Origin of the sequence: Fibrobacter sp. UWB3 (assembly GCF_002210405.1) — a bacterium.
Lineage (GTDB): Bacteria > Fibrobacterota > Fibrobacteria > Fibrobacterales > Fibrobacteraceae > Fibrobacter.
This window is the reverse complement of record NZ_MWQJ01000005.1, coordinates 62138-73983: the sequence shown is the minus strand read 5'-3', so window position 1 is coordinate 73983 and position 11846 is coordinate 62138. Positions and strand designations below refer to the sequence as shown.

The window sequence follows — 11846 nt, the reverse complement described above, 5'->3', positions numbered from 1 at the left end:
ACTAGTTAATGGTTTACTTGCATTTTTTGGCGTAGTGTGCAAGTCGTACGCCGTCTGCGGCACTGGTGACGATTCCGCCTGCGTAGCCAGCTCCTTCGCCGAGGACGAATAGTCCTTGGGTGTTCACGCTTTCGAGAGTTTCGTTGTTGCGCGTGATGCGGAGCGGCGAGCTAGTGCGCGTTTCGGGGGCGACAATCAGGCCTTCGTTGATGAATCCTGGAATTTTGCGGTCAAAATTTTGGAAGCCTTCGGCGAGACTTTGGCATATCGTCTTGTCCATCCAATCCCACAGATTGCTTGGCACGAGCCCGCAAGGGTAGGTGGTTTTGGGGAGCGTTTTGTCTTCGCGGTGGGCGAGGAAGTTCTTGATCGTTTGCGCGGGAGCGGCGTAAACTTTTCCGCCGACGTTGTAGGCGTCTGTTTCGATTTTTCGTTGCAAGTCGAGACCGCCAAAAAGCGAACCGCTTGAAGGAATGTCAAAGCCTTCGGCGCCTGCAGTAATTGGGACGGCGATGGCTCCGTTAGCAAATGCGCCATTGCGGTGGCTGTAGCTCATGCCGTTTGTCGCAAGCGTTCCCGGTTCCGAGGCACATGGCACAAGGACTCCGCCGGGGCACATGCAAAAGCTATAGGCGCTTGAAGTCTTGTTGATTGTCGGCGTGGCGAGGAAATATTCGGCGGCTCCGGTGAGTCTTGTATCGACGTTCAGTCCGAGCTGTCGCATATTGATGAGCGATTGTGGGTGTTCGACGCGGACGCCCATGGCGAACGCCTTGCTTTCGAGAGTCACGCCGCGAGCGTGGAGCATCTCGTAAACGCTACGAGCGGAATGCCCAACTGCAAGGACCAGCGCTTCGCACGGTTGCCAATGCGATTCCGCGATCCCTGCGCCCGCACTTGTCATTCCCGCGCATGCGGGAATCTCCCTTAGCTTAATTGCGCAAATTCGCCCATCCTTAATTTCAATATCTTCAAGGCTTGTGTTGAAATGGATATGCCCGCCAAGTCGGACAATTTCGGCGCGGATTTGACGCAACATGAGTACAAGTTTGTCTGTACCAATGTGCGGCTTTGCAAACGTGACGACGCTTTCGTCAACGCCAAAGTCTACCATGTCCTTGAGCACGGTTTCGCTGAACAAGTTGCGACTGCGGGTGTTGAGCTTGCCATCACTGAATGCACCTGCTCCACCTTCACCAAATAGCACGTTACTGTAGGCGTTGAACTTGCGGTCTACAAAGAATTTGCGGATGTCGCGAAAACGTTCTTCAACTTGCTTACCTTGTTCGTAAATATCGACAGAGAACCCTTTGCGCAAAAGATGTAGCGCAGCCCAAAGACCGCTAGGCCCTGCTCCAATGACATCCACGTGGCTAGCCATCGCTACAGTGTCTTTTAACGGTTCAGCATCGAGGCTCTTGATCTCGCGTTTGGATTCGATGAGCCCGCGGGCGTTGTTCCCCGTAGCACGGACTTTGCGCTTTAGGTCGAAAACGACATTGTAGGACCAGTGCAAGTCGCCTTTGCGTCTGGAGTCCAGCGAAAAACGTTCGACTTCGAGATTGAAGATTTCTTCGGGGTTCACTCGGAGCGTCTTGGCGAGCGCAAGACGGACTTCGCCTTTTTTTTCAAGGGCGACAGCGAGTTCTCTGTAGCGATATGTAAACATGTATGCCACAAATTTAGAAATATGGCAAAAAAATAGTTTTTTGGACTTGAGATAGTGGTTTACATTTTTTTATAATTGTGAAAACCCTAAAAATGGTAGTGATATATGTTTAAAGTTGGTTTTGATAACGATGCTTATCTAAAAACTCAATCTGAAAAAATTCAAGAACGTATCTCTAAATTTGGTGGAAAACTTTATCTTGAATTTGGTGGAAAACTTTTTGATGACCATCATGCAAGTCGCGTTTTGCCGGGCTTTGCTCCTGACTCCAAAATCCGCATGCTCGAAAAGCTCAAGGATAAGGCCGAAGTCATCATCGCCATCAATGCTGGCGACATCGAAAAGAACAAGGTTCGTGGCGACCTCGGCATTACCTACGATCAAGACGTCCTTCGCCTGATTGACGCTTTCCGTGGTTATGGTCTTTACGTGAGCAGTGTGGTGCTGACTCGCTGGCAAGAACAGCCGAGCGCAGTTGCTTACCAGAAAAAGCTCGAAGGCCTCGGACTCAAGGTCTATCGCCATTATCCGATTGCTGGTTATCCGAGCAACATCCCGCTTGTGGTGAGCGATGATGGTTATGGCAAGAATGAATTTGTTGAAACTTCTCGCGAACTCGTGGTGGTGACCGCTCCGGGTCCGGGTAGTGGAAAGATGGCTGTCTGCCTCTCGCAAATTTATCATGAAAATAAGCGCGGTGTCAAGGCTGGCTATGCCAAGTTTGAAACGTTCCCGATTTGGAACATCCCGCTCAAGCACCCGGTCAACCTCGCGTATGAAGCTGCAACGGCCGACTTGAACGACGTGAACATGATTGACCCGTTCCACTTGGAAGCTTACGGCAAGACGACGATTAACTACAACCGTGACGTCGAAATCTTCCCGGTTCTGAACGCTCTCTTTACGCGCATCCTCGGTGAATCTCCGTACAAGAGCCCGACGGATATGGGGGTGAATATGGCTGGTAACTGCATCGTTGATGATGCTGCTGTTTGCGAAGCCGCCAATGCCGAAATCATCCGCCGTTACTACAATACTTTGTGCCAAGTCCGCAAGGGTAATGCCGATAAGGATCAAGTCTACAAGCTTGAACTTGTGATGGAACAGGCTCACATCAGCGCTAAGGACCGCAAGGTTGCTGTCGCTGCTGTTGCCAAGGCTGAAGAAACGAACGGTCCGGCTGTTGCTATTGAACTGAACGATGGCACGATCATCACGGGCAAGACTTCTTCGCTCCTCGGTGCATCTTCTGCTATGTTGCTCGATTCTCTCAAGCACTTGGCTGGCATTCCGGACGAAGTCCGCCTGCTTTCTCCGATGGTGATTGAACCGATTCAGAACCTCAAGACGATGCAGCTTGGTCACAAGAATCCGCGCTTGCACATGGACGAAGTCCTCGTGGCTCTCTCCGTTTGCGCTCTGACGGATTACAATGCAAAGATTGCGCTCGAAAAACTTCCGGAACTCCGCCATTGCGAAGTCCACTCCAGCGTGATTCTGTCGCAGGTTGACGTTGGTGTGTTCCGCCGCCTCGGTGTGAATTTGACATCTGAACCGAATTACCAGACGAGCAAGCTCTACCACGGGTAAAGAACGTCCGCTAATCGGCGCAATACTGCGTTGCTCGCCCCCTCACGTACGTTTTAGTACGCTACGGGGGACTCGCGCCTTGTCTTGCTTGATTATCAAACGTTCTTTGTTTCGCAAAGCAAAAACTTTACTAAAGATTATCGAGAAATCGGTAGTCTTTTTCTTTTTGTTTGTATATTTAAAAAGTAATTTGATTAGAAGGATGGGTTTGAATGGCTAATGGTAAAGTTTACGATGATGTTGAAGTTCACGATATGAACGATATGCATCGTGATAGGCGTAGTGTGAAAAAGGGGGATGAACAGAATAGCGCTCCTGTTGTCTGGAAAGCGCTTTCTGTAATTATTGCTATGCTTGCGGTGGTTTACGATTTGTCTCCGATTGATGCTGTTCCCGATACGATTCCGCTGTTTGGCTGGCTTGATGATGTTGGCTTTACGGTGATGGCCGCTCTCAATGCTTATCAGCAATTTGCCAAAGATCAGAATTCCATGGTTGTTCGCTTGGCAAAGTACGTCAAGTGGATGATGGTGGCTTTTGTTGTGCTTGCTGGCGTCGCCGTTGGCGGTCTTATAACGGCGATAATCGCACTCGTTACGCACTAATTATTGCATTGTCATTCCGGCCTTGAGCCGGAATCTCCATTAAGCAGCTTTCTTTGCTTGCATTCGATTCGTTTTCACAATTTCCTCCACGAAATATTGATGCACTCGTAAATCGCTATTGAGTTCTGGGTGGAACGAAATAGCGAGTTGATTCTTGTATCGCACGGCGACAATTTGATTTTGAACGGTCGCAAGAATTTGCACATCCTGGCTTGCGCGCTGTATGAGTGGGGCTCGGATGAATGTCATCGGGATTTTCCCGATTCCCTCAAAATTTTCTTCGGTGTAAAAACTCCCGAGCTGCCGACCGTAGGCATTGCGTTCTACAGTGACGGGCGTTGTCGCAAAATACGTATGACCGTCGTTGCTCAATTTCTCGGCAAGTAGAATCAATCCTGCGCAAGTGCCAAATGTCGGGAGTCCGCTTTCAATGCGTTCGCGTAAAGGCTCGAAAAGTCCGAGGTCGTGCAAAAGCTTTCCTTGTACGGTGCTTTCGCCTCCAGGGAGAATGAGTCCGTCGAAATCTTGTTCGAGGTCTCGCAACTGGCGGATTTCAAACGTTTCAATGCCGAGCTTCTCAAGGATCTGGCGGTGCTCGGCAAATGCACCTTGTACGGCGAGTACGCCGATTTTGGTGTGGTTGTTTGTTTTGTCTTCGCTCATTTACTTTCCTCTTTCTGCCATTAAAAGTGCAATTTCGTTTTCGTTGATGCCGACCATCGCTTCGCCTAAATCTTCGGAGAGCTTGGCAATGAGTTTGGCGTCCTTGTAGTTTGTGACGGCTTGCACGATCGCGGCGGCACGCTTGGCCGGATTGCCGGACTTGAAAATACCTGATCCGACGAACACGCCTTCGGCGCCGAGTTGCATCATGAGTGCTGCGTCGGCGGGCGTGGCAACGCCACCTGCAGCGAAGTTCACGACGGGGAGGCGCTTGTGTTCATGAACGTATTTCACGAGTTCGTACGAAACTTGCAATTCCTTGGCTCGGTTGAAAAGTTCGTCTTCGCGCATGGAGGTGATGCGTGCGATTTCCTGATTCATGAGGCGAATGTGACGGACTGCCTGTACGATGTCGCCGGTTCCTGGTTCGCCTTTGGTGCGGATCATGGAGGCCCCTTCTTCAATGCGACGGAGTGCTTCGCCAAGGTCACGGGCTCCGCAGACGAACGGCACTTTGAAATTGTGCTTGTTGATGTGGAAAACGTCATCGGCGGGGGAGAGCACTTCGCTTTCGTCGATATAGTCAATTTCGATGGCTTCGAGGAGTTGGGCTTCGACAAAGTGACCGATGCGGCACTTGGCCATCACGGGGATGGAAACGGCGTCTTGGATGCCTTTAATCATCTTGGGGTCGCTCATGCGGGAAACGCCACCGGCGGCACGGATATCGGCAGGGATGCGTTCAAGTGCCATGACTGCGGCGGCACCGGCTGCTTCGGCAATTTTTGCCTGTTCCGGGGTAGTCACATCCATAATGACTCCACCTTTAAGCATTTGGGCGAGATTCTTGTTGAGTTCGTAGCGATTTTCTGTAGACATTGGGTTCTCCTTGTTTTGAGTGTCATCCTGAGCGTGGTTCGACAGGCTCACCAACCTTAAAAGATCCCTGAGCTTGCCGAAGGGCTGCGTTAATGACTCTAGTGCTGTTTTTTTCTTGTTTTCGAGGCATAATTTACGCTTTTTATTGATATTATCAAATATTCAAATTTCTATTATTTTAATAGGTTCAGTTTAATGTCAGTTTGTGGTCAGTTTTTTCAAAAGGAAAGTTTGATAATGCAAGAACTTCGCATTGTAAAAACACTCGAAACGGTTCTCGTTCGTTATAATAACGATGTCATGCCCGATTTATTCGGGCATCGCCTTCTTGGTTTACAGAAAAGGATTTCCTAAATGCTCTCATACGACATTTCAAAAGCAGGTGATGACACTCTTTACCATTTCCTTTATCGTTCTATAAAGGACGATATTCTGTCGGGGCGTCTGGAGGCGGATGCGAAGCTTCCGTCGAAGCGTCCGTTTGCCAATGTGTTGGGCGTGAGCGTCGTGACGGTTGAAAATGCGTACGAGCAGCTTTTAGCCGAAGGCTTTATTTACTCTCTTCCGCGTAAGGGCTTTTTCGTTGCGGCGATTCAATCTAAAAATCCGCAAATCCAGCCCAAGCCCATTCACGCCAAGCAATCCCGTGAATCGCAACGCGTTGAACCGCCTAAGGCTCTACATTACATTGCAGACTTTGTCAATAATCAAGTAGATGCTTCGACGTTCCCGTTCTCGACGTGGGCAAAAATTACGCGAAAAGTCCTATGCGAACAGCAAAATGAGCTGCTGACGCGTTCGCCGAATTCTGGTGTCATCGCGCTCCGAAAAGCGATCGCCAAGATGCTTCTGGAGTTTCGCGGGATGCGCGTGGATCCAGAACAAATTGTCGTAGGCGCTGGAACGGATTGCCTTTACACTTGGCTTGTGCAACTATTGGGCTTTGATAAAAAGTACGGCGTCGAAGACCCCGGCTACAGTAAAATTTCTAAAATTTACCAAAAGCTTAATGTTGTTTGCAATTTTATCCCGCTTGATGAACATGGCGTTCGCATAGACCAGCTTGAAGAAACGTGTACCGATGTTGTTCATCTTTCGCCATCGCACCATTTCCCGACAGGCAAGGTGATGCCCGTGAGCCGTCGCTATGAACTTTTAAGCTGGGCTGCAAAATCTAGCAACCGCTACATCGTCGAAGACGAATACGATAGCGAGTTCCGCATGGTGGGCCGCCCGATACCTGCGTTGCAGAACATTGACGTGCAAGACAAGACGATTTATATAAATTCATTTTCTAAAACGCTTGCCTCTACGGTGCGCGTGGGTTACATGATTCTCCCGAAACCGCTTGCACAAAAATTTCACAAAGAGTTTTCGTTTTACACGTGCACTGTATCGAACCTTGAACAGTACGTACTCGCAAAATTCATCAGCGGCGGTCATTACGAAAAGCACATCAACCGTATGCGCAATTTTTACCGTCACCGTCGCGATATTCTGCTTGATATCATCCGTCGCAGTCCGCTTCATGACCGCGTTGAAATCGCTGAACAAGATGCAGGTTTGCATTTTATTCTAAAAGTGAAAACTACGCTTTCCGATGAAGAATTTTGCAATCGGGCTCTCGAAAAAGGCGTTCGCATCGGGGCACTTTCGGATTACTACACGATGGCCGAACCCTCACAACATGAATTTGTCATCAACTATTCCTCCGTGCCCGAAAAGCAAATGAAAAAGGCTGTTTTGCTGCTTGAAAAAATTGTGGAATGAGATTTTCTTGCTTTGTCACCCCGGATTTATTCTCTTTGACCACTTAGAACTTTGACGCTTTGCGTCAGCATCTTCGGCTCAATCATGACAGTCTGCAAGCAGCCTGTCGCGACACTCGCCTTGAATGCAACTAGTTCTTATGTGGTCATGATCCGCGAATGGGGACGGGATCGCCTTTTTAATTCCTCAAATTACTTATATTTACCTCAAATGTATGGGGAGGAGATGCTTATGAAAATGTTTGCAAAGTTTGTGCCGTTTATGCTAGTGACAGCTATGTCTGTCTTTACCGCCTGTGGTGGCGATTCTGGCAGCAATGCTGATTCAGAAGAACCTGTGTCCAGCAGCGCTGTGAAAAAATCCAGCAGCAGCAAGGCAAACTCCTCGTCGAGTAAGAAAGTTTCGTCTAGTTCAGCAAAGTCTTCTTCGTCTGCGAAAACATCCTCAAGTGCGAGCGGTGCTAAAGCTGTATACGACGAAAAAAACAATACCATGAAGGACCCTCGCGACAATAAGACCTATAAGACCGTGAAAATCGGTGACCAGGTCTGGATGGCGGAGAATTTGAACTATAATTCTGGCCTTAGCTATTGCTATGGCGAAGAACCTTCATACATGCAAAATAGTCACCCGGGATTATGCGGTACATACGGTCGCCTTTATAAGTGGGATGCCGCAACGGAAGTTTGCCCTGGCGGTTGGCACTTGCCCTCTAAGGACGAATTTGAAACCTTGATCCAAACAGTCGGCGGTAGCGGTAATGCGGGAATAAAGCTCAAGTCTGTTGATGGCTGGAAATTTGAGAAAAAAGAAACGGTCGGAACGGATGAGTATGGTTTTACGGCCCTCCCTGGAGGCTTCAGAAAGGAAGACGATTTGAGTGATTATGTCACTGAGAATATTGAATCGTACGATTTTATTGGCGACAAGACAGAGGCGTATTTCTGGAGCTCTACGGAAGATGTTGAAACATCGACTAGGCTGGATGGCAATAGGATTCTGGTTGATCACGCGTTCTGCATGTCTTTGGAGAATCGTTACGCAAAGGCTGATATTTGGGGTGAGCCAATGATCAATGCAATGTCCGTCCGTTGCATTTTGGATTCCAAAACTTCGTCTAATGAAAAGTCTAGCAGTAGCAAGGCAAACTCTTCTTCTAGCGCAAAGTCTTCTTCATCTGCGAAATCGGGGAGCTCTGTAGCTGTGCCCAAAGGCTGCAAAACTTCAACTAAAGATAATTGCGAGTATGGCGAATTGGTGGATGACCGCGACGGACAAACTTACAAGACTGTGAAAATCGGTGACCAGTGGTGGATGGCCCAGAACCTGAATTACAGGAGAGAGGCTAAATACAAAAACGATTATTGCTATTGTTACAATAATTCAAAAGATAAATGCGATAAGTTTGGGCGCTTATATGTATGGACTGCAGCTGCGGACGCTTGTCCCGAGGGATGGCATCTGCCATCCACAGCGGAATGGAAAACCTTGATTGACGCGGTGGGGGGCGAAGAAGTCGCTGGCATAACACTCAAGACGAGTGGATGGAATCGCGGTGGCGATGCGACTGATGCTTTCGGTTTTTCTGTGCTTCCTGCAGGTTATAGGGACTGGCTCTACCAAGACGATTATTACGAGGAGGGGTATCAAGCGTTGTTTTGGAGTTCTAATGAATATGAAAACAGTAGTGGATGCGTGTATTTTCAGAGTGTGTATGATGGTGCGAATATCCGCTCTGGAAACAAAGACGACGGCTATTCAGTCCGTTGCGTGATGGATGTCGAACCTGAAATTATAGAACCCCCGGTTATTATAGTGCCCGAGGCAAAAGCCTGCAAAACTGAAACTAAAGATGAATGCGAATATGGCACGCTAACGGACTCCCGTGACAAACAAACTTATAAAACCGTGAAGATAGGTTCGCAGATTTGGATGGCTGAGAATCTTAATTTTGAGACGGATAGTTCCTATTGCTTCAACGACTCCGCTAAGTACTGCTCCAAGTACGGTCGCCTTTACACTTGGGCCGCAGCAATGGACAGTGCTGGCGTATGGAGTGAAAACGGCAAAGGCTGCGGTTATCAAAAAAACGTGTACACCCACCTATCCAGTGCAGGGGGCGTGTCCCAGTGGCTGGCATTTGCCTACGAAGGCTGAATATGATACTTTGTTTGCCGCAATTGGCGGCTCCGAGACTGCAGGTGAAAAACTCAAATCAACTTCTGGTTGGTCTGAAGGCGGTAACGGTACGGATGATTATTCCTTTTCGGCGTCGCCTGCTGGATACAGGTTTATCAATGGAATATATCCCATTTACAGCGAGATTGGCTATCTCGGGGTTTTGTGGACGTCTACAGAGGCCGAAAGCGATGAGTGGTGCGATGAGACTTGCAGAAGAGTCGTCGCGTGCAATGTGTCTTTGACAAGCTTAAACGATGATTCATTTGTGGGCAACACGGGTAAGGACAATGCATTTCCAGTCCGCTGCGTCAAAAATTAGCAAGCCGAGTGTCGCGGGAAAGCTTGCTTTCCCATGACCGAGGCGAAGCGATTTGCACTACGAAGTAGTGCAAAGATTAGCAAATCGAGTGTCGCAGAAAAGCAAAAAAGGCCGCGTGCAATCGCGGTCTTTTTTATGAAATGTGTTACTGGATCCTTCGGGGATTTGCCCCTCAGGATGACACTGACAATTCGTCATTCTGAGCGCAGCGAAGAATCTAGTTACTTCACAGAAGCGGTCAGCAGCTTTGTAATCGCAGCGACGTATTCAGCGGGGTTCGGGAGCGGAGAACCTTCGGCAAGCAAAGCCTGACCGTAGAGTGCCTTCGGCCAATCGCCAAGATCTTCGTTCGCTTCGGCCTTCTTCTTGAGCATTTCGCAAATCGGGTGTGTCGGGTTGATTTCCAGAATGCGCTTGCTCTTCGGCAAGTTCTTCTGGCCCATCGCCTTCATCATGCGTTCCATCTGAGCGCTCATCGCATCTTCGCTCGTCACGAGGCAGCAAGGGCTATCCTTGAGGCGGCTAGACACGCGGACTTCCTTGATGTTTTCGTCCAAGACTTTTTGCAGGTTTTCGCAGAGGCCCTTGAAAATGCCCTTGTTTTCTTCTTCGGCCTTCTTTTCTTCTTCGGTCTTTTCGAAGTCCACATCGCCACGGGAAATGTCGTGGAACTTCTTGTCGCCGAATTCCGTGAGGCTAGACATCATGAATTCATCGATGCCGTCGCTCATAAGCAACACTTCGTAGCCCTTTGCCTTGAAGGCTTCGAGCATCGGGTTCGACTTGATGGCGTTCTTGTCGCCCACGAGGTAGTAGATTTCCTTCTGGCCTTCCGGCATGCGCTTCACGTATTCGTCGAGGCTAACGAGAGCGTCGCCTTCGGTCTTGGTGCTTTCGAAACGGAGCAACTTCTTGAGTTCGTCAAGATGTTCCCAGTTCATGTAGAAGCCTTCCTTCAAGACCATGCCGAGTTCACGCCACCAAGCGTTGTACTTAGCGACATCCTTGTCAGCCATGTTCTGCAAGGCGTCGAGCACCTTCTTGATCACGTGCTTGCGGATGTTCGTGATAATCTTGTTGTTCTGCAAAATTTCACGGGACACGTTCAGCGGCAAGTCTTCGGAATCGACCACGCCGCGCACAAAGCGCAACCATGGTGGCAGCAAGTCCTTGCAGTCGTCCATGATAAAGACTTTCTTCACGTAGAGCTTCAGACCGTGCAGAGCGTCGTTGTGCCAAATGTTGAACGGAGCCTTTGACGGAATGTACACAAGGCTCCAGAATTCTTGGGAACCTTCGGCGTGGCTGTGGCTCCAAGCGGCCGGTTCGTCGGCTTCGTGGCTGATGACGTTGTAGAAATCCTTGTACTGTTCTTCGGTGACTTCCTTTTCACTCTGGCGCCACAAAGCAGTTTTGTCGTTCAAACGTTCTTCGGGCTTTTCTTCGAGTTCGCCCTTGTCGTTCTTCTTTGCTTCCGGGTGGAAGTAAATGCCGTAGCTCACGAAACCGCTGTACTTCTGGACAATGTCCTTGATCTTCCATTCGCTAGCGAAATCTTCGGCGTCTTCGTCGTCCTTGAGGTAAAGCGTAATCTTGGTGCCCACCTTGTCGAGCGGGGCTTCTGAAATTTCGAAATCGCCCGTGCCTTCGGAGCTCCACAGGTAACCCTGCGTTTCGCCAGCCTTGAGCGTCAACACTTCAACCTTCTTCGCGACCATGAACACGGAGTAGAAACCCACACCGAACTGACCGATGAGATCGACGCTGCCCTTGTCGGCATCTTTCAAGTTCTTGATGAAGTTCTTGGTGCCGCTACGAGCAATCGTGCCCAAGCAGTTGATCAAGTCTTCCTTGTTCATGCCGATACCGTTGTCTTCGACAACGAGGCGCTTGCCTTCCTTGTTCACCGAAATATCGATGCGCAACTGAGTGCCCACCGGGAGGAGGCTGGAGTTCGAAAGCGAGAGGAAACGACGCTTGTCGAGTGCATCTGCTGCGTTAGAAACCAATTCGCGGAGGAAAATTTCCTTGTTGCTGTAAAGAGAATTGATCATCAAGTTCAGCATGTCGCGAACTTCGGTCTGGAACTCCATCTTTTCTGTTGCCATTTTAATCTCCTGTTAAATTTTTAAGCAATCCCGCAATTTTAATGTTTCAAATTGAAACCAAA

General features: G+C 49.1%; 9 protein-coding genes. 5 read left to right on the top strand and 4 right to left on the bottom strand.

The annotated features are described in order from the left end of the window. Positions 1-13: 13 nt before the first annotated feature. On the bottom strand, positions 14-1669 hold the full coding sequence (locus B7991_RS07415) for an NAD(P)/FAD-dependent oxidoreductase (protein WP_088630254.1): 1656 nt from the start codon (positions 1667-1669) through the stop codon (positions 14-16). A 105-nt stretch (positions 1670-1774) separates the two neighbouring features. Here B7991_RS07415 and B7991_RS07410 point away from each other — a divergent pair, with 105 nt between their 5' ends. Continuing rightward, on the top strand, positions 1775-3259 hold the full coding sequence (locus B7991_RS07410; RefSeq protein ID WP_088630253.1) for a DUF1846 domain-containing protein: 1485 nt from the start codon (positions 1775-1777) through the stop codon (positions 3257-3259). 212 nt (positions 3260-3471) lie between these two features. After that, complete coding sequence (locus tag B7991_RS07405) at positions 3472-3864, top strand: YkvA family protein (RefSeq protein WP_088630252.1); 393 nt, start codon at positions 3472-3474, stop codon at positions 3862-3864. 39 nt (positions 3865-3903) lie between these two features. Here B7991_RS07405 and pdxT read toward each other — a convergent pair whose 3' ends face one another. Continuing rightward, positions 3904-4527 (bottom strand): pyridoxal 5'-phosphate synthase glutaminase subunit PdxT, encoded by a 624-nt coding sequence (gene pdxT, locus B7991_RS07400; protein WP_088630251.1) that lies wholly within the window; start codon positions 4525-4527, stop codon positions 3904-3906. Then, complete coding sequence (gene pdxS / locus B7991_RS07395) at positions 4528-5406, bottom strand: pyridoxal 5'-phosphate synthase lyase subunit PdxS (protein WP_088630250.1); 879 nt, start codon at positions 5404-5406, stop codon at positions 4528-4530. It abuts the gene before it with no gap. Positions 5407-5760: 354 nt separating this feature from the next. Between pdxS and B7991_RS07390 the strand changes: the two genes are divergently transcribed. The 3 genes from B7991_RS07390 (at position 5761) to B7991_RS15110 (ending at position 9676) form a co-directional block, all read left to right on the top strand. Next, positions 5761-7176, top strand: a complete 1416-nt coding sequence (locus tag B7991_RS07390; protein ID WP_088630249.1) for a PLP-dependent aminotransferase family protein — start codon at positions 5761-5763, stop codon at positions 7174-7176. A 231-nt stretch (positions 7177-7407) separates the two neighbouring features. Continuing rightward, positions 7408-9333 (top strand): FISUMP domain-containing protein, encoded by a 1926-nt coding sequence (locus tag B7991_RS07385; RefSeq protein WP_254917880.1) that lies wholly within the window; start codon positions 7408-7410, stop codon positions 9331-9333. Continuing rightward, positions 9218-9676, top strand: a complete 459-nt coding sequence (locus B7991_RS15110) for an FISUMP domain-containing protein (RefSeq protein WP_369597603.1) — start codon at positions 9218-9220, stop codon at positions 9674-9676. Before B7991_RS07385 ends, B7991_RS15110 begins: the two co-directional genes overlap by 116 nt. 221 nt (positions 9677-9897) lie before the next feature. Here the strand turns inward: B7991_RS15110 and htpG are convergent, their stop codons facing one another. Then, a complete protein-coding gene (htpG, locus tag B7991_RS07380) occupies positions 9898-11784 on the bottom strand; it encodes a molecular chaperone HtpG (RefSeq protein WP_088630248.1) in 1887 nt (628 codons plus the stop codon). Positions 11785-11846 lie beyond the last annotated feature (62 nt).